Source organism: Stenotrophomonas sp. AB1(2024), from assembly GCF_037482345.1.
Classification (GTDB): domain Bacteria; phylum Pseudomonadota; class Gammaproteobacteria; order Xanthomonadales; family Xanthomonadaceae; genus Stenotrophomonas.
On sequence record NZ_JBBHKO020000001.1, the window covers coordinates 438,058 to 455,227 of the forward strand.

Consider the following 17,170-nt stretch of genomic DNA (forward strand, 5'->3'; position numbering starts at 1 on the left):
GCATTCTGCCATGTAAACGTTTTCACATGGCAGTATCCAAATGGTCGGTCATGACCGCGTCGCTGTCAGGGAAGCACATTCTCCCGATAAGCCCGTGACATGCCCCATGATGGGCGGGCCCGCGCCTGTTCATGTTGCGACTGCAGCAACCGGACACCGCGGCCAGCTGGACCCCCGAGAACATAGACGAGAAGCGATTGACAACGATGTCACCCGGATCTGAAACTCGAGCGATGCACGATACCCTCTTCCTGTTTGGCGCCACCGGCGACCTCGCCCAGCGCTATCTGTTCCCTTCGTTGCTGCGCCTGCTGGGCGACGGCCTGCTGCCGGAAGACTTCAAGGTCCGCGCACTGGCGTTGTCTCCGCATGACACCGACGCGTTCCGCCAGATCCTGCGCCCGCGGCTGCAGCAGGCGATGCCGGCAGCCAGCCTGGACGACATCCAGTCGCTGCTGGATCGCATCGATTACCGCTCGGTGGACCTGCGCGATCCGCAGTCGGTGGCCGACTCGGTCAGCGACCTGGTCCACCGCAGGTGCGTGAGCTACCTGGCCATTCCGCCGGGCCTGTACATCTCCACCTGCGAGGGCCTGGCCCTGGGGGGTGCGCTGGCCGCACCGGCGCGCCTGATGCTGGAAAAACCGATCGGCAGCGACAGCGCCAGCGCCGAACAGATCCTGACCACCATCGGCCAGTGGATCGACGAAGACCGCGTGTTCCGCCTGGACCACTACCTGGGCAAGGCGGCGGTGCAGAACCTGATCGCGCTGCGCTTCGGCAACACGCTGCTGGAAGCGGTGTGGAACCGCAACTACATCGAATCGGTGCACATCCTGGTCGCCGAGAGCGAAGGCGTGGATGGCCGCGATGCGTACTACGCGCGTTCGGGCGCGCTGCGCGACATGGTCCAGAGCCACATCCTGCAGCTGCTGTGCCTGGTGGCGATGGAACCGCCGGCGTCGCTGGAAGCCGACCGCATCCGCGACGAGAAGGTCAAGGTGCTGCGTGCGCTGCGTCCGCTCGATGCCAGGCACGCCGGGCGCGACAGCGTGCGCGGCCGCTACACCGCCGGCACCATCAACGGCCAGCCGGCCCAGGCCTACCAGCCGCCGGAAGGCAGCGAAGTGGAAACCTTCGCCGGTGTCACCGCGCATATCGACAACTGGCGCTGGTCCGGCGTGCCGTTCCACCTGGTCACCGGCAAGCGCCTGGCCGAGCGCACCTCCCGCGTGGTGGTCACGCTCAAGCCGGTCACGCACTGGCTGTTCGAGCGCCCCGACCGCGGCAATGCCACGCCCAACCGCATTACCTTCCAGCTGCAGCCGCAGGAAAACATCGAGCTGGGCCTGATGAGCAGCCTGGCCGGCCCCGAATGGGGCGCGCTGGAACTGCACCCGCTGGAACTGGAACTTTCCGTGCCGACCGGCCTGCACCGTCGCATTGCCTACGAACGCCTGTTCCTGGACGCGTTCAACGGCAACCACGCCCTGTTCGTGCGCGACGATGAAGTGCGCGCCGCCTGGGCCTGGATCGACAGCGTCAGTGATGCCTGGAAGGAAGCGCAGTTGCCGCTGCAGCCCTACCCGGCTGGCGAATGGGGCCCGGAACAGGCGTTCGCCTTCCTGCCCGCAGACGTCGATGCCGAGGCCAACCGCAAGGATCGCGCATGACGGTGTCGACCCAACCGGCGCTGGTAGCCGACATCGGGGGCACCAATGCCCGCTTCGCGCTGGCCGACACCTGCCTGGCCGCGCCGCTGCTCAAGGACAGCATCCGCGAGTTCGTGGTGGCCGATTTCCCCTCGCTGGGCGATGCCGCACGGCATTACCTGGAGCAGATTGGTGCCGAAGCGCGCCGCGGCGTGTTCGCCGTGGCCGGCCGCGTCGATGGTGACGAGGCGCGCATCACCAATCACCCGTGGGTGATCTCGCGCACGCGCACCGCGCACATGCTCGGTTTCGACGATCTGCACCTGATCAACGACTTCGCCGCACAGGCGATGGCGATCTCGCTGCTGCAACCGCAGGACGTCGTCCAGGTCGGCGGCGCGGCGTGGGTTCCTGGCCAACCCGGCCAGCCGCGCAACTACGCGGTGATCGGCCCGGGCACCGGGCTGGGCGTGGGCGGGCTGATCCTGCGCCATGGCCGTTGTTATCCGCTGGAAACCGAGGGCGGCCACGTCAGCTTCCCACCCGGTACGCCGGAAGAAATCCGCATCCTGGAGATTCTGTCCGAGCAGTTCGGCCGGGTTTCCAATGAGCGCCTGATCTGCGGTCCGGGACTGGTCAACATCCATCGCGCGGTGTGCGAGATGGCCGATGTCGATCCGGGCCAGCTGCAGCCGGTCGACATCACCGCACGCGCCCTGCACGGCGATCCGCAGGCAATGCGCACCGTGGACCTGTTCTGTGCGGTGTTCGGCGCCATTGCCGGCGACCTGGTGCTGATCCAGGGCGCGTGGGATGGCGTGTTCCTGACCGGTGGGCTGGTGCCGAAGATGCTCGATTCGCTGCAGCATTCCGGGTTCCGGCAGCGCTTCGAGCACAAGGGCCGGTTCTCCTCGATCATGGCGCGGGTCCCGTCGCTGGCGGTGATGCACCCGCACGCCGGCCTGCTGGGCGCGGCCGCCTACGCTGCCGACCTCGAACGCGACCTGCCAGGAGGCAACGCATGAATGCGCTGGACGACTCCAACCGCTTCATCCTGATCCGGCACACCGATGCCGATGCGTGGATCGAAACGATCGCCGACGAAATGGCGCAGATCCTCAACCACGACATCGCCAGCGAAGGCCGCGCACGCATGCTGCTGTCCGGCGGCACCACGCCGGCACCGGTGTATCAGGCGTTGGCCGAACTGGACGTGCAGTGGGACCGGGTCGAAGTAAGCCTGGTCGACGAACGCTGGCTGTCGCCACAGGACCGGGACAGCAATGCCTGGCTGGTTCGCCAGAGCCTGCTCAACCGCGCCGAGGGCGCGCATTTCGATCCGCTGGTGCGGGTCGGCAAGCCGCTGCCCGAATGCGTGCATGACGCCAACCTGCAGGCCCAGTACAGCCAGGCGCCGAGCGTGGCGGTACTGGGCATGGGCAACGATGGCCACACGGCCTCGCTGTTCCCGGGTTCGCGCGATCTGGCGCGTGCGCTGGAGAGCACCCTGCCCTATGCGGCGCTGGATGCCACCGGCTGCCCGGGCTCGAACCAGTGGCCGCTGCGCATCACGCTGACACCGCATGGTCTGCGCCGCTGTCGCCAGCGGTTGCTGCTGCTGCGTGGAAAGCAGAAGCTGGAAGTGCTCAAGCAGGCACTGGAAAGCAACAACGCGCAGCTGTACCCCATCCTCAACGCGATCGATATCGATGGCCCCAAGCTGCGCATCCACTGGTGCGACTGATTGCCTGTGCCTGTCGTTCCGTTCGCCTTCTCATAGCCGGTAGCCAATGAGCCTGCATCCCAAACTTCATGCCATCACCGAGCGCATCGTCCAGCGCAGCGTCGCCTCGCGCGCGGCGTACCTGGCCGGCATCGACGCCGCGCTGCGCGACGGTCCGTTCCGTTCGCGCCTGAGCTGCGGCAACCTGGCCCACGGTTTCGCGGCCTGTGGCCCGACCGACAAGAGCCGCCTGCGCGGCGGGGTCACGCCGAACCTGGGCATCATCACCGCCTACAACGACATGCTGTCGGCACACCAGCCGTTCGAGCACTACCCGGCGATCCTGCGCGAGACGGCGCGTGCGCTTGGCGCGACGGCGCAGGTCGCCGGCGGTGTGCCGGCGATGTGCGACGGGGTCACGCAGGGCCGTGGCGGCATGGAGCTGTCGCTGTTCTCGCGCGATGTGATCGCGCAGTCCACGGCGATCGGGCTGAGCCATGACATGTTCGACAGCACGGTCTACCTGGGCGTGTGCGACAAGATCGTGCCGGGCCTGCTGATCGGTGCGCTGGCGTTCGGCCACCTGCCGGCGATCTTCCTGCCGGCCGGGCCGATGACGCCGGGCATTCCGAACAAGCAGAAGGCCGAGGTGCGCGAGCGTTATGCGGCCGGCCAGGCGACGCGCGAGGAGCTGCTGGAAGCCGAAGCGGCGTCGTACCACGGGGTGGGCACGTGCACGTTCTACGGCACGGCCAACTCCAACCAGACGCTGCTGGAGGCGATGGGCGTGCAGCTGCCGGGCGCGTCGTTCGTCAACCCGGATACGCCGCTGCGCGATGCGCTGACCCGCCATGCGGCGGTGCGTGCGCTGGAGATCAGCGCGTTGGGCGATGATTTCCGGCCACTGGGCCGGTTGATCGATGAGCGCGCGATCGTCAATGCGGTGGTCACGCTGATGGCAACGGGCGGTTCGACCAACCATACGATCCACTGGATCGCGGTGGCGCGGGCGGCGGGTATCGTGCTGACCTGGGACGACATGGACCAGCTGTCGCAGCTGGTGCCGCTGCTGGCGCGGGTGTACCCGAACGGCGAGGCGGACGTGAACCGTTTCGCGGCGGCCGGCGGTACGGCGTTCGTGTTCCGCGAGCTGATGGACGCGGGGCTGATGCACGCGGACCTGGTGACGGTGGCCGAGGGCGGCATGCGCCAGTACACGCAGGACCCGGCACTGCGCGAGGGTGCACTGACCTGGATCGAGGGCATTGCCGAGAGCGCGGACCGCGAGGTGGTGCGCGGGGTGGCCGAGCCGTTCGAGGCACAGGGTGGGCTGCGGCTGCTGCGCGGCAACCTGGGCCGTTCGCTGATCAAGCTGTCGGCGGTGAAGCCGCAGTACCGGACGATCGAGGCGCCGGCGGTGGTGGTGGATGCGCCGCAGGTGCTGAACAAGCTGCACGCGGCGGGCCTGCTGCCGCAGGATTTCGTGGCGGTGGTGCGTTACCAGGGGCCGCGGGCGAACGGGATGCCGGAACTGCATTCGCTGGCGCCGTTGCTGGGGCTGCTGCAGAACCAGGGCCGGCGGGTGGCGCTGGTGACGGACGGGCGTCTGTCGGGCGCGTCGGGCAAGTTCCCGGCGGCGATCCACATGACGCCGGAAGCATCGCGCGGCGGTCCGCTGGGGCGGGTGCGCGAGGGCGACATCATCCGCCTGGACGGTGAGGCAGGCACGCTGGAAGTGCTGGTGGACGCAGCCGAATGGGCAGCGCGCGAACAGGCGCCGAACACGGCACCGGCAGCGCACGATCTGGGCCGCAACCTGTTCGCGATGAACCGCCGCCTGGTCGGTCCGGCCGACCAGGGCGCGATCTCGATCTCGTGCGGTCCGGCGGCGGCGGATGGCGATACCTGGAATTACGACGCGGAGTATGAGTTGGGGCACGATGCTGCCGCTGCGCTTGCGCCGCATGAGTCAAAGGACGCCTGACGGATTACTGCGAAAAGCAGCGGTGGACTTCACTTGGGTGAGGCAACGGCGGGGGTCCCCTCCGGGACACGCCGTGAATCCGTCCATGGAGGCTTGTCGAAAACATCCATGTTTTCGACAGTCCCTACGGGGACCCCCGCCGCTGCCTCACGACACATTGCGGCGCCTCCTTGGCGGATTCACGCTCATTACGCGATCCGCCAACCGCCTGAAGACACGTTGCGGCGCCTCTGTGGCGTCGGCGAACTTGGTAGCGCCGGCCGTTGGCCGGCCCTTGGAGTCTTTGACCAACATCTGATCGACCCGATCAACAGGAAGAAATCTTCATGAGCATTGCCGAACACCAGAAACGCGCTGAAACCCTGCTGCTTGCGGCGGGCATCCTGCCGGTGGTTACCGTGCACACGCTTGACCAGGCACGCGCAGTCAGCGCCGCCCTGCTGGAAGGCGGGCTTCCGGCCATCGAGCTGACCCTGCGCACGCCGGTGGCGATGGAGGCGTTGGCGATGCTGAAGCGCGAGCTGCCCGATGTGGTGGTGGGTGCGGGCACGGTGCTGACGGTTGAGCAGATGCAGCAGGCCATCGATGCAGGCGCGGATTTCCTGGTGACGCCGGGTACGCCGGTGTTCATGGCCGATGCGCTGGCAGCGGCGCCGTTGCCGGTGGTGCCGGGTGCGGCGTCGCCGACGGAACTGCTGGCGCTGTATGCGCGGGGGTTCCGGGTGTGCAAGCTGTTCCCGGCCTCGGCGGTCGGTGGGCTGGCGATGATCAAGGGCCTGGCCGGTCCGATTCCGGACCTGAAGCTGTGCCCGACCGGCGGCATCACGGAAACGACGGCGGCCGAGTACCTGGAGCAGAAGAACGTGGTCTGCATCGGCGGTTCGTGGATGGTGCCGGGCAACTGGATCGAAAACGGCGAATGGGACAAGGTGCGCGAGAGCGCGGCGCAGGCGGCGAAGATTGTCGCGCGGGTTCGGTCGCGCTGAGGTTGCAGGGATTGCGCAGCCACGCAGGTGAACTGACCCCCAGAAGTTGGACACCCATCCAGCCTCTGGGATTTGTTCATGATCCGATACGACAGACGTTTCAAGCTCAAGGTCGCCCGGGAGGGCGCCGCAAGCACCCTCCCGGCAAGTGCACTTGCTGGCCGATATGGCCTGGACCGAACCATGGTCCATCGCTGGATTGAGACCTATCGCCAGCACGGCCAAGAAAGCTTCGTGGGGCTTCGAGGACGACGCTACTCCCCCAAATTCAAGGTTTCTGTTCTCAAGCGGATGGAACGGGATGGCCTGTCGGTCAGGCAGGCGATGGTCAAGTTCGGGATAGGCAGTGCAACTGCGATCAAGAGGTGGCGAGCTCAGTATGATTTGGGGGGTATGAGCGCCTTGGCCCCTGTTCGAGATCAACCCCGAATGAAAAAGAAGCCTGCCGTTCCCAAGCGACCTGAAGACATGACCCCAAAGGAATTGCTCAAGGAGCTGGAGTACCTGCGCGCGGAGAACGCGTTCCTAAAAAAATACGATGCCTTGATCCGGGAAGAGCAGGCGACCGAGCGCGCACAACAGCGCAAGCCGTCCAAGGATTGAGGCATGAGCATCAGCTGTCGCTTCTGCTCAAGGCGGCAACTCTTTCGCGCAGTACGTTCTACTACCAGGTGCAAGTCGCCGAGCGCCCTGATGGGAATGCGAAGCTCAAGCGCGAGATAAAAACCATCTATCACCGCCATGAAGGTCGGTATGGATATCGGCGTATTGCTGAGGCGCTCCGGACAACAGGCAAACAGATAAACCGCAAGGTAGTGCAGCGCTTGATGAGGCTGATGGGCCTGAAATCCATCGTGCGCGTAAAGAAATATCGGTCCTATCGCGGATCGGTGGGCACGGTCGCGCCTAACCATCTGGATCGCAACTTCCAAGCATCGCAGCCCAACCAGAAATGGGTCACTGACGTCACTGAATTCAACGTAGGCGGCAAAAGGCTCTATCTATCGCCGATCATGGATCTATTCAATGCGGAAATTGTGGCCTATCAGATCAGCACAAGTCCCAAGCTGGAAATGATCAAGAACATGCTGGGAAAAGCCTTCCGAAAGCTGGAACCTGGGGAAGCACCCCTGCTGCACTCCGATCAGGGCTGGCAATACCAACACCCTACCTATCAGCGTCTGCTGGCAGACCGGAACATCTCGCAAAGCATGTCCCGCAAGGGCAACTGCTTCGATAACGCTGCGATGGAGAGCTTTTTCGGCACGCTGAAGGAGGAATGCTTTCGCCTCAAAAGCTTCGCCAGCGTGGACGAGCTGAAGCGCGGACTAGATGGCTATATCCGGTACTACAATCACACACGCATCAAGCTGGGCCTGAATGGCATGAGTCCGGTTCAGTACCGGACCCAAGCTTCCGTGCCCTAGCCCCACCTGTCCAGCATCTGGGGGTCAGTTCAAGGGCGTGGCTCTACGGATGCGGTGTCGAAAAAAATGCCCGGGTTTCCGGGCATTTTTCTATGATTGCGACCTGGGTTACATCGGCCTTGCCGGATCCACCAATCCGTATTGGCTGGCCATGCGCGCCAGCGCGATGTTGTCATGGATACCCATCTTCTCGAACAACCGCGCCTTGTGGGTATTGACGGTCTTGGCGCTCAGGCTCAACCGCTTGGCGATGTCTTCCTGGCGCAGGCCCTGGGTCAACAACAACGCCACTTCCAGTTCGCGCGGGGACAGGCTGTCGAACGGCGACTGGCTGCCCTCAACGTTGGACAGGGCCAGGTTCTGGGCGATGCTGCTGCCCAGGTAACGCCGGCCGAGCGCGGCATCGCGCACGGCGCGCAGCAGTTCCTGGGCGTCGCAGGCCTTGCCGATGTAGCCGGAGGCGCCGGCTTCGAGTAGGCGCTTGGGCATCGGGCCGTCTTCGAGCACGGAGACGATCACCACGCGGGTGCCGTGGTCGCCGCGGACGACGCGTTCGGTGACTTCCATTCCACTCACACCGGGCAGGTGCAGGTCGCACAGCACCACATCCGGGCGCAGCTGGCGAATCGCAGGCAGCGCGTCTTCCCCGGATTCGGCTTCACCCACCACCTCGATGTCCGTCTCATTGGACAGGATCATCTTCATGCCGGTTCGCACCAGCGCGTGGTCGTCCACCAGATACACTCGAATCGTCATCCCACCCACCTTCGTCCAAACGCTGCAAACCGGGGCCAGCCTAGCGACGGGGTGCGGCGATAACAAGGAAGTCTGTTCCCCATCAGCGCGTTCTGATGCCCGCGTCACATCCGTGCCGGGCGACCCCTGCCCTATGCCTTTCACCCCAGGCCATATCGGTTTATTGGACCTGTCACGGTCCGCGGAAACCCCTGCCGCATTCGGCCCGCTCCCCGCGACCGGCAGGTACCGACCGTTGGTCGGTACGTCGCCACGGGCGGCGGCGGCGGAACATCACCAGGAAGCACCCTACCACCCAAACCAGTGCGGCACACCATCCGGCCAGGATGTCGGAGGGGTAATGCACGCCCAGGTAAACCCGCGAGAGGCTGACCGACCCGGCGAACAGTACGCCGAACACGACGGCCGGCCAACGCCAGCGTGTATTCCAGGCCAGCAGCACCAGTACGGCGGCGAGGGTCATCGAGCCCATGGCGTGGCCGCTGGGGAAGCTGTAGGTGCTTTCCGGGGCAATGGATTCCCACAGGGTCGGCCGGTCGCGCTGGAAGAACTGCTTGCTGCCGATGTTGAGCAGGGCCGCGCCGGCGAAGCTGAGGGCGGCGAAGCTGGCTTCGCGCCAGCGCCGGCGCAATAGCAGCACGGCCACGATCAGGATGTCGACCGGGATCACGCCCCATTGGTAGCCGATCCGGGAAATCAGCACGAACGCGGCGTCCAGGCTGGGCCGGGCCACGTCATGCATTTTCCACAACAGCGGGGCGTCGAAGTAGAACGCCTCCAGTTCGTGCACTTCGTCGGCCAGGGCGACGAAGCCGGCCAGCGGCAACAGCACGCCGGCAAACAGCAGCACGAAACGCCAGGCGTTGACGGCCATCCAGTGGCGGAAGCCGGCGGCCGGTTCGGGTGCGGCCAGCACCGTGGGCTTATCCGACGCTTCGGACATAGTTGCGTTCGACGTACTCGTCGATCAGCGCCACGAATTCCTGGGCGATGTTGTCGCCGCGCAGCGTCACCGTCTTTTCGCCATCGACAAACACCGGCGCGGCCGGGGTTTCACCGGTGCCGGGCAGCGAGATGCCGATGTTGGCGTGGCGCGATTCGCCCGGCCCGTTGACGATGCAGCCCATCACGGCCAGGGTCATGTTCTCCGCGCCGGGATGGCTCACCTTCCATTCGGGCATTTTGCCGCGCACGTGGTTCTGCACGACCTTGGCCAGTTCCTGGAAGAACTCGGAGGTGGTGCGGCCACAGCCCGGGCAGGCGGTGACCAGCGGGGTGAAGGCGCGCTGGCCGGTGGTCTGCAGCAGTTCCTGGGCGACGATCACTTCCTGCGTGCGCGACTGGCCCGGTTCGGGCGTCAACGAAATGCGGATGGTGTCGCCGATGCCTTCCTGCAGCAGCACGGCCAGCGCCGCCGAGGAGGCGACGATGCCCTTGCTGCCGATGCCGGCCTCGGTCAGGCCCAGGTGCAGGGCGAAGTCCGAGCGCTGGGCCAGGTCGCGGTACACCGCGATCAGTTCCTGCACGCCACTGACCTTGGCCGACAGCACGATGCGGTCGCGCGGCAGGCCCAGTTCCACGGCGGTGTGCGCCGAATCCAACGCGGAGCGGATCAGCGCTTCGCGCAGCACCCGGCCGGCATCCCAGGGTTGGGCGCGCTGGCTGTTCTCGTCCATCAGGCGCGCGGCCAACGACTGGTCCAGCGAGCCCCAGTTGGCGCCGATGCGCACCGGCTTGCCGTAGCGGATCGCGAACTCGATCAGCTGCGCGAACTGGGTGTCCTTCTTCTTGCCGAAGCCGACGTTGCCCGGGTTGATCCGGTACTTGGCCAGCGCTTCGGCGCAGGCCGGTTCCTGGGTCAGCAGCTGGTGGCCGTTGTAGTGGAAGTCGCCGATCAGGGGGACGTCGATCCCCATCATCTGCAGCTTCTCCACGATGCGCGGAATGGCGGCGGCCGACTCGGGATTGTTCACGGTCAGGCGCACCATTTCCGACCCGGCCCGCCACAGCTCGGCCACCTGCTTGACGCTGGAGGCCACGTCGGCGGTGTCGGTGTTGGTCATCGACTGGACCACCACGGGCTGGCCCCCACCCACAACCACGCCGCCGATGCGGACGGCCTGGGTCTGGCGGCGGGCCCACACGGTGGTGTCGGACGGTTGGGTCGGTTGGCTGACGGCGTCGTGCATCTGCTCATTTTAGCGCGCCAAGCGCGCGCCGGGATGCCCGATGCGGCCGATTGTCGCAGGCAACCCGCCGCACAAGCGCATACGATGGCAGCCGATGACCGGTACCGACGCCCCCTTCCTCCGCACCCTGTGCAGCCTGCGCTGGCTGGCCGTGGCCGGCCAGGCCGCGACCATCCTGGTGGCCAGCTGGGTGCTGGGCCTGGAACTGCCGCAGCTGCCGCTGTGGTCCGGGGTGCTGGTGTTGATCCTGTTCAACCTGTACGCGCAGTTGCGGGTGCTGGATGCCGATACCGCGCCGCTGACCGCGTTCTGCCACATCCTGGTGGACGTAGCGGTGCTGACCTGGATGGTCGGCTGGAGCGGCGGGGTCGGCAACCCGTTCGGCTCGCTGTTCCTGATCCTGATCGCACTGGCCGCACTGGCGCTGCCGGTGCGCTGGACGCTGGCGGTGGCCGCGGCCTGCCTGATCGGTTATGCGGTCAGCGGCATCTTCGGCAAGCCGCTGCCGCACGGTTACTTCACCGCCATGGACCTGCACCAGTGGGGCGTGGTGGCCAACTTCCTGCTGTCGGCGGCGGTGGTGCTGGCCTTCGCCACGCGGTTGGCGATGGCACTGCGCCGGCGCGAACACGAACTGGCGCTGCTGCGCGAGCGCTTCGCGCGCAACGAGGGCATCGTGGCACTGGCTACCCATGCTGCCTCGGTGGCGCATGAACTCAACACCCCGCTGGCGACCATGACCCTGCTGGCCGACGACATCGCCGACCAGATCGACACCCCCGAAGTACGCGACGACGTCGACACGCTGCGCGAGCTGCTCGTGCAGTGCCGTGAACGGGTGCTGGCGCTGGCCCGCCCGGCTGCCGGCCAGGCGCGAGGCAACGAACCGGTGACGCTGCCGCAGGTGCTGGAGCAGTGGCAGCTGGTGCGTCCCACAATCACCCTCAAGCGCAACGACGATGCCCCACTGCAATTGCCGCTGGATCCGGGCATCGGCCACCTGCTGATGGTGCTGCTCAACAATGCCGCCGACGCCGGCGAACAGGCCGAGCGGCCGCAGGTGGACCTGACCCTGCGCATCGAAGGCCATGATCTGATCGGCGAAGTGCGCGATTACGGGCGCGGGTTCGATGCGCGCGACGCCGTGCTGCCCGGCACCCTGTTCAACAGCGGCAAGACCCAGGGCATGGGCGTGGGCCTGGCCCTGTCCCATGCCACCATCGAGCGCCTGGACGGCGAGTTGTGGATGCGCCCGGCCCAGGGCGCCGGCACCCGCGTCGGCTTCCGCCTGCCCCTGGCTGCACCGGAGATTTCGCCATGAACACCCCCACCCTCCCCGCATCCAGCCACGGCCTGCTGGTCGACGACGACGAACTGTACCTGCGCACGCTGCAGCGCAGCCTGGCCCGCAAGGGCCTGGAAACGGTGACCGCCAGTGACATCGCCTCGGCGCTGGTGCTGGCCCGGCAGCAGCCGCCGGCCTACGCGCTGATCGACCTGAAACTGGGTACGGAATCGGGGCTGGCACTGATCCAGCCATTGCGGGCGCTGCGCGAGGACATGCGCATCCTGCTGGTGACCGGTTACGCCAGCATTGCCACCGCCGTGGAGGCGATCAAGCTGGGCGCCGATGATTACCTGCCCAAGCCGGCCACCGTGCCGATGATCCTGCGCGCGCTGGGCGAGGAAGACGACGGCCCGGCCGACGATGGCGAGATGGAGCCACCGGATGCGATGACCCCGATCAGCCGGCTGCAGTGGGAACACATCCAGCAGGCCATGCACGAGACCGGCGGCAACGTGTCGGCGGCGGCACGGTTGCTCGGCATGCACCGGCGTTCGTTGCAAAGAAAATTGGCGAAACGGCCCAGCCCGGAGCGTGATCCCTCGCGCGACGGGCGGTAGCCCCGGCCGTTGGCCGGACCACGGATTACCAGGGCCGGCCAACGGCCGGCGCTACCAGGGTGATCAACCGCGCAGTTTTTCCAGCAGCTCCAACGTCACCGGATCGGTGATGCCATGTGCTTCACCCTGCAGCGCCGGCAACAGCTGGCTTGCCAGCTGCTTGCCCAGCTCCACGCCGAACTGGTCGAAGGCGTTGATGTTCCAGATCAGCGACTGTACGTACACCGCGTGTTCGTACATCGCGATCAGCGCACCCAGCGACTGCGGGGTCAGCGCATCCAGCAGGATCAGCGTGCTCGGGCGGCCGCCCGGATACTCACGGTGCGGATCGTCGCTGCCCTGGCCGTTGGCCAGCGCTTCGGTCTGCGCCAGCAGGTTGGCCATCAGCGCCTGGTGGTTGATCTCATACGGGTCATCGTTGTGCACGCAGCCGATGAAATCGGCCGGAATCACGCTGGTGCCCTGGTGCAGCGCCTGGAAGAAGCTGTGCTGCACGTCGGTGCCCGCCCCGCCCCACCACACCGATACGGTGTCGCTGCCAACCGGGCTGCCGTCGAGCTGCACGCGCTTGCCCAGGCTTTCCATCACCAGCTGCTGCAGGTAGGCCGGCAGCAGCGCCAGGCGCTGGTCGTAGGTCATCACCGCATGCGTGGCATGGCCGAGCAGGTTGCGGTTCCAGATGTCGGTCAGCGCGTGCAGCACCGGCAGGTTCTGCGCCAGCGGTGCGTTGAGCGCGTGTGCGTCCATCTCGGCCGCACCGGCCAGCAATTGTTCGAAACGTTCGAAACCGATCGCCAGCGCGATCGGGAAACCGACCGCCGACCACAGCGAATAGCGCCCACCCACCCAGTCCCACATCGGCAGCACGCGGCCGGCGGCGATCGAGAAGGCCTTGGCGGCGCGCTCGGGGTTGGCGCTGACCGCATACAGGCGCTCGCTGCCGCCCAGCCAGTCATGCAGGATCTGCCCGTTGAGCAGGGTTTCCTGGGTGCCGAAGGTCTTGGAAATCAGGATGCCGGCGGTGGTGGCCGGATCCAGCGTGGCCAGCGTGCGCTGCATGGCCGCGCCGTCCACGTTGGAGACGAAATGCACGCGGAAGCGCGCGCCGGTGACCGGGCGCAGCGCATCGGCGACCAGGCGCGGACCGAGGTCCGAACCGCCGATGCCGACGCTGACGATGTCGGTGACGTTGGTCTTTTCCAGCGCGGCGATCAATTCGCCCATCTGCGCGCGTACCTGCGCGGCGGTGGCGTAGGCCTCACCCGCCACCGGCGCGCCACTGACATCGCCACGCAGGGCGGTGTGCAGGGCAGCGCGGCCTTCGGTGACGTTGACCGTTTCGCCGCGGAACAGGCGCTGGAAGCCGCCGGCGACATCGCGCCCGGCGGCCAGCTGCAGCAGCGCATCCAGCGCCGCGCGGTCGTACTTCTGCCGCGCGAAGTTGGCATACAACGGACCGACCCGCAGCCCCAGCGATTGTGCGCGACCGGGTTCGGCGGCGATCAGTGCGGGGATGCTCGCGCCACGCAGGCGCTGGGCATGGGAGTGAAGCGGGTCGAATCCGGTGGTCTGTGTCATGCGGCCTGGGTCGGGATGCTGTCGTTGGTGTGGGAGATCTGGTTGTTGCCGTCCACATATACCAACTTCGGCCGGAAGCTGTCAGCTTCTTCTTCGCTCATGCTGGCGAAGGCGGCAATGATGATGATGTCGCCGACCTGCACGTGGCGCGCCGCGCCGCCGTTGAGCGAGACCACGCCACTGCCCGCTTCGGCGCGGATGGCATAGGTCGAGAAGCGCGCACCGTTGGTGACGTCCCAGATGTGCACCTGTTCGAACTCGCGGATGCCAGTGGCCAGCAGCAGGTTGTCATCGATGGCGATGGACCCTTCGTAGTTCAGCTCCGAATGGGTCACGGTGGCGCGGTGGATCTTGGTCTTGAGCAGGGTGAGGTGCATGGCACGGGACAACGTAAAGGAAACCGAAATTCTAGCACCCGCCGCTCCCACGGCAGGGGCTGGGCGTGGCCCGCTGCCGGCGGTTCAGGCAGGTGACGGGGGTCGCCGGGCTTCACCCGTCTGCGATTGCCTACGACCGGGCTCGTCTGATTGCACACACCCCGTAGAGCCGGGCTCTGCCCGGCTGCTTCATGCATCTGGGCGAACAGCCTGTGGTTGATGCGATTCCTGGCTCAGGCGGGTCGGGGTGGGTACGTGGGGGACGCCGTGAACCCACACCCGCCGGCCCAAACCAGTGACACGCGCAGCCGAAGCGCTGTTCGCCAAGATGCATGAAGCCGGGCAGAGCCCGGCGCAAAGCGGACGCGTGCAATCAAGCGCAGCCGGGCAGAGCCCGGCTCTACCCCATGCAGGCGGGTCAGAACTCGAGGTTGTCGATCAGGCGGGTGGTGCCGATGCGGGCGGCGATCAGGGCGACGCGGTTGCTGTCTTCGCTGTCGGCCGGCTCGGATAGATCCGGCTTGCGCACCACGGCGTAGTCGACCTGGAAGCCGGCAGCCTGCAGGGCGGCGGCGGCTTCAGCTTCGATCAGGCTGCGCGCTTTGCCGGCGATGAAGCCTTCGCGCATGCCCAGCAACACCTGGTGGATGGTGGTCGAGACCGGACGCTGTTCGGCGTTGAGGTACTGGTTGCGCGAGCTCATCGCCAGGCCGTCGGTTTCACGGACGATGTCGCCGCCCACGATCTGGATCGGGAAGGCCAGGTCTTCCACCATCTGGCGGATCACCGCCAGCTGCTGGTAATCCTTCTTGCCGAATGCAGCCACGTCCGGCTGGACCTGGTTGAACAGCCGCGACACCACCGTGCAGACCCCATCGAAATGGCCCGGGCGGTGGGCGCCCTCAAGCAGGCTGGAAATGCCCGGCACGTTCACGCTGGCCGCCAGTTCCACCCCGAACGGGTACATCGACTCGACCGTGGGCAGCCACAGCACGTCGCAGCCGGCCTGCTCCAGCCCCGTGGTGTCGGCCTCCGGCGTGCGCGGGTAACGGGTGAAGTCTTCGTTCGGGCCGAACTGGGTCGGATTGACGAATACGCTGGAGACCACGCGGTCGGCGTACTGCCGGGCCAGGGTGACCAGTGAGTAGTGGCCCGCGTGCAGGTTGCCCATGGTGGGGACCAGCGCGACGCGCAGGCCCTCGCGCTTCCAGCCGTTGACGACGGCGCGCAGGCGGGACAGTTCGGTGACGGTGTCGATCATGAGGCGTAGGCGTGTTCTGCGTCGGGGAAGGAGCCGTCGCGCACGGCGTCGGCATAGGCACGGACGGCGCCGGCAACCGACCCGCCTTCGGCAAGGAAATCCTTGACGAACTTGGGACGGCGGTGGCCACTGTCCAGGCCGAGGAAATCGTGCAGCACCAATACCTGGCCATCGCACTGCGGACCGGCGCCGATGCCGATGGTGGGCACCGACACGGCGGCGGTGACCTCTGCGGCCACCGGCGACGGCAGGCATTCCAGCACCATCATGCTGGCACCGGCCTCGACCACGGCCTTGGCGTCCTCGACCAGTTGGCGGGCAGCATCGCCCCTGCCCTGCACGCGGTAACCGCCCAGGCGGAGTACCGACTGCGGGGTCAGGCCCAGGTGCGAGCAGACCGGTATTTCGCGCTCCACCAGGTAACGGATGATGTCCAGCTTGAAGCCGGCGCCTTCGATCTTGACCATCTCCGCACCGGCCTGGAGCAGGCGCAGCGAGGCCTCGAAGGCACGTTCGGGCGTGGCGTCCGCGCCGAACGGCAGGTCGGCGATCAACAGCGCGCGGGTCAGCACCCGGGCCACGCAGGCGGTGTGGTACACCATGTCGTCGGTGGTCACCGGCAGGGTCGAATCGTGCCCCTGCACCACCATGCCCAGCGAATCGCCAATCAGGATCAGGTCGACGCCATTGGCATCGAACGCACGCGCGAAGCCGGCGTCGTAGGCGGTCAGCATGACCAGCTTCTGGCCGTTGCGCTTGGCCTCGGCCAGTGCGGGGACGGTCCAGGGCTTGCTGTCTGCGTGGGTACTCATGAGCTGATAACCGGTGGCGATAAGCCCCGCATTATCCTCCTATTGGCGCGATCCCGCAGGCCTCGATACGCATCGCAGCATCCCGCACGCGGCCCCGCCCCGGAATCATCGCCTCCGGGGCAATCTCCGCCAGCGGCAGCAACGCGAACGCGCGCTCGTGCAGGTAGGGGTGCGGAACCTTCAACTGCGGCAGGTCGATCACCGCATCGCCATACAGCAGCAGGTCCAGATCGAGCGTGCGCGGGCCCCAGTGCACGGCGGCATCGCGGACCCGGCCGAAGTGGCGCTCGATGCCCAGCAGCGCCTCCAGCAACGCGCTCGGTTCCAGTCCGGTCTCCAGCAACGCGGCGGCATTGACGAACGCCGGCTGGTCTTCATTACCCCAGGCCGGCGTGCTGTACAGCTGCGAGCGCGCCCGCAGCGTGGTCAGCGGCAGCGCCGCCATCGCCTCGAACGCCGCGCGCAGGGTCTGCGCGGCGTCGCCGAGGTTGGCACCCAGTCCAATACAGGCCAGGGTCAC

The 17,170-nt window shown here is 66.7% G+C and carries 16 protein-coding genes; 8 read left to right on the forward strand and 8 right to left on the reverse strand.

Annotation, left to right across the window (positions count from 1 at the left end):
* Positions 1 to 233: 233 nt before the first annotated feature.
* The 6 genes from zwf to WIX41_RS01930 all read left to right on the forward strand — a co-directional run bounded on the left by zwf (position 234) and on the right by WIX41_RS01930 (position 7,772).
* Positions 234 to 1,673, forward strand: a complete 1,440-nt coding sequence (gene zwf / locus WIX41_RS01905; RefSeq protein ID WP_339445496.1) for a glucose-6-phosphate dehydrogenase — start codon at positions 234 to 236, stop codon at positions 1,671 to 1,673.
* Positions 1,670 to 2,677, forward strand: coding sequence for a glucokinase (gene glk / locus WIX41_RS01910; RefSeq protein WP_339445497.1), 1,008 nt, complete (start codon positions 1,670 to 1,672; stop codon positions 2,675 to 2,677). Before zwf ends, glk begins: the two co-directional genes overlap by 4 nt.
* Positions 2,674 to 3,396 (forward strand): 6-phosphogluconolactonase, encoded by a 723-nt coding sequence (gene pgl, locus WIX41_RS01915; protein WP_339445498.1) that lies wholly within the window; start codon positions 2,674 to 2,676, stop codon positions 3,394 to 3,396. Before glk ends, pgl begins: the two co-directional genes overlap by 4 nt.
* A 46-nt stretch (positions 3,397 to 3,442) precedes the next feature.
* On the forward strand, positions 3,443 to 5,359 hold the full coding sequence (gene edd / locus WIX41_RS01920) for a phosphogluconate dehydratase (protein ID WP_339445499.1): 1,917 nt from the start codon (positions 3,443 to 3,445) through the stop codon (positions 5,357 to 5,359).
* A gap of 326 nt (positions 5,360 to 5,685) precedes the next feature.
* Positions 5,686 to 6,345, forward strand: a complete 660-nt coding sequence (gene eda / locus WIX41_RS01925; protein ID WP_339445500.1) for a bifunctional 4-hydroxy-2-oxoglutarate aldolase/2-dehydro-3-deoxy-phosphogluconate aldolase — start codon at positions 5,686 to 5,688, stop codon at positions 6,343 to 6,345.
* Positions 6,346 to 6,423: 78 nt separating this feature from the next.
* Positions 6,424 to 7,772, forward strand: a protein-coding gene (locus WIX41_RS01930) for an IS3 family transposase (RefSeq protein ID WP_409187300.1) whose coding sequence is annotated in 2 segments (ribosomal slippage) — positions 6,424 to 6,880 and positions 6,880 to 7,772 — 1,350 coding nt in all. Because the reading frame shifts where the segments join, the coding sequence is not laid out codon by codon here.
* 108 nt (positions 7,773 to 7,880) lie between these two features.
* Here the strand turns inward: WIX41_RS01930 and WIX41_RS01935 are convergent.
* From WIX41_RS01935 to ispG, 3 genes are all read right to left on the reverse strand, one after another.
* The gene (locus tag WIX41_RS01935; RefSeq protein ID WP_282248100.1) at positions 7,881 to 8,528 is read right to left on the reverse strand and encodes a response regulator; all 648 of its coding nucleotides are present in this window, start codon (positions 8,526 to 8,528) and stop codon (positions 7,881 to 7,883) included.
* A 172-nt stretch (positions 8,529 to 8,700) separates the two neighbouring features.
* Positions 8,701 to 9,471, reverse strand: a complete 771-nt coding sequence (locus tag WIX41_RS01940; protein ID WP_339445502.1) for a phosphatase PAP2 family protein — start codon at positions 9,469 to 9,471, stop codon at positions 8,701 to 8,703.
* Positions 9,452 to 10,717: a flavodoxin-dependent (E)-4-hydroxy-3-methylbut-2-enyl-diphosphate synthase gene (ispG, locus tag WIX41_RS01945; protein ID WP_339445503.1), complete on the reverse strand. Its 1,266-nt coding sequence runs from the start codon at positions 10,715 to 10,717 to the stop codon at positions 9,452 to 9,454. The genes WIX41_RS01940 and ispG overlap by 20 nt, the downstream gene beginning before the upstream one ends.
* A gap of 94 nt (positions 10,718 to 10,811) precedes the next feature.
* Between ispG and WIX41_RS01950 the strand changes: the two genes are divergently transcribed.
* Both WIX41_RS01950 and WIX41_RS01955 read left to right on the forward strand, forming a co-directional pair.
* A complete protein-coding gene (locus WIX41_RS01950; protein ID WP_339445504.1) occupies positions 10,812 to 12,038 on the forward strand; it encodes an ATP-binding protein in 1,227 nt (408 codons plus the stop codon).
* Complete coding sequence (locus WIX41_RS01955; RefSeq protein ID WP_339445505.1) at positions 12,035 to 12,622, forward strand: response regulator transcription factor; 588 nt, start codon at positions 12,035 to 12,037, stop codon at positions 12,620 to 12,622. Before WIX41_RS01950 ends, WIX41_RS01955 begins: the two co-directional genes overlap by 4 nt.
* A gap of 63 nt (positions 12,623 to 12,685) precedes the next feature.
* Here WIX41_RS01955 and pgi read toward each other — a convergent pair whose 3' ends face one another.
* From pgi to folK, 5 genes are all read right to left on the reverse strand, one after another.
* The gene (pgi, locus tag WIX41_RS01960; RefSeq protein WP_339445506.1) at positions 12,686 to 14,200 is read right to left on the reverse strand and encodes a glucose-6-phosphate isomerase; all 1,515 of its coding nucleotides are present in this window, start codon (positions 14,198 to 14,200) and stop codon (positions 12,686 to 12,688) included.
* Complete coding sequence (panD, locus tag WIX41_RS01965) at positions 14,197 to 14,577, reverse strand: aspartate 1-decarboxylase (RefSeq protein ID WP_339445507.1); 381 nt, start codon at positions 14,575 to 14,577, stop codon at positions 14,197 to 14,199. The genes pgi and panD overlap by 4 nt, the downstream gene beginning before the upstream one ends.
* Positions 14,578 to 14,995: 418 nt before the next feature.
* Entirely contained in the window at positions 14,996 to 15,838 is an 843-nt protein-coding gene (panC, locus tag WIX41_RS01970) for a pantoate--beta-alanine ligase (RefSeq protein ID WP_339445508.1), read from the reverse strand.
* The gene (gene panB, locus WIX41_RS01975) at positions 15,835 to 16,650 is read right to left on the reverse strand and encodes a 3-methyl-2-oxobutanoate hydroxymethyltransferase (RefSeq protein WP_339445509.1); all 816 of its coding nucleotides are present in this window, start codon (positions 16,648 to 16,650) and stop codon (positions 15,835 to 15,837) included. The genes panC and panB overlap by 4 nt, the downstream gene beginning before the upstream one ends.
* A 31-nt stretch (positions 16,651 to 16,681) precedes the next feature.
* Positions 16,682 to 17,170, reverse strand: a complete 489-nt coding sequence (gene folK, locus WIX41_RS01980) for a 2-amino-4-hydroxy-6-hydroxymethyldihydropteridine diphosphokinase (protein WP_339445510.1) — start codon at positions 17,168 to 17,170, stop codon at positions 16,682 to 16,684.

What these genes read in the sequence shown, in the direction of transcription:
- WIX41_RS01935 (WP_282248100.1), bottom strand. Translation starts at nt 8,528, where the DNA reads ATGACGATTCGAGTGTATCTGGTGGACGACCACGCGCTGGTGCGAACC.
- edd (WP_339445499.1), top strand. Translation starts at nt 3,443, where the DNA reads ATGAGCCTGCATCCCAAACTTCATGCCATCACCGAGCGCATCGTCCAG.
- panD (WP_339445507.1), bottom strand. Translation starts at nt 14,577, where the DNA reads ATGCACCTCACCCTGCTCAAGACCAAGATCCACCGCGCCACCGTGACC.
- pgi (WP_339445506.1), bottom strand. Translation starts at nt 14,200, where the DNA reads ATGACACAGACCACCGGATTCGACCCGCTTCACTCCCATGCCCAGCGC.
- ispG (WP_339445503.1), bottom strand. Translation starts at nt 10,717, where the DNA reads ATGCACGACGCCGTCAGCCAACCGACCCAACCGTCCGACACCACCGTG.
- WIX41_RS01940 (WP_339445502.1), bottom strand. Translation starts at nt 9,471, where the DNA reads ATGTCCGAAGCGTCGGATAAGCCCACGGTGCTGGCCGCACCCGAACCG.
- panB (WP_339445509.1), bottom strand. Translation starts at nt 16,650, where the DNA reads ATGAGTACCCACGCAGACAGCAAGCCCTGGACCGTCCCCGCACTGGCC.
- WIX41_RS01955 (WP_339445505.1), top strand. Translation starts at nt 12,035, where the DNA reads ATGAACACCCCCACCCTCCCCGCATCCAGCCACGGCCTGCTGGTCGAC.
- pgl (WP_339445498.1), top strand. Translation starts at nt 2,674, where the DNA reads ATGAATGCGCTGGACGACTCCAACCGCTTCATCCTGATCCGGCACACC.
- eda (WP_339445500.1), top strand. Translation starts at nt 5,686, where the DNA reads ATGAGCATTGCCGAACACCAGAAACGCGCTGAAACCCTGCTGCTTGCG.
- panC (WP_339445508.1), bottom strand. Translation starts at nt 15,838, where the DNA reads ATGATCGACACCGTCACCGAACTGTCCCGCCTGCGCGCCGTCGTCAAC.
- glk (WP_339445497.1), top strand. Translation starts at nt 1,670, where the DNA reads ATGACGGTGTCGACCCAACCGGCGCTGGTAGCCGACATCGGGGGCACC.
- zwf (WP_339445496.1), top strand. Translation starts at nt 234, where the DNA reads ATGCACGATACCCTCTTCCTGTTTGGCGCCACCGGCGACCTCGCCCAG.
- WIX41_RS01950 (WP_339445504.1), top strand. Translation starts at nt 10,812, where the DNA reads ATGACCGGTACCGACGCCCCCTTCCTCCGCACCCTGTGCAGCCTGCGC.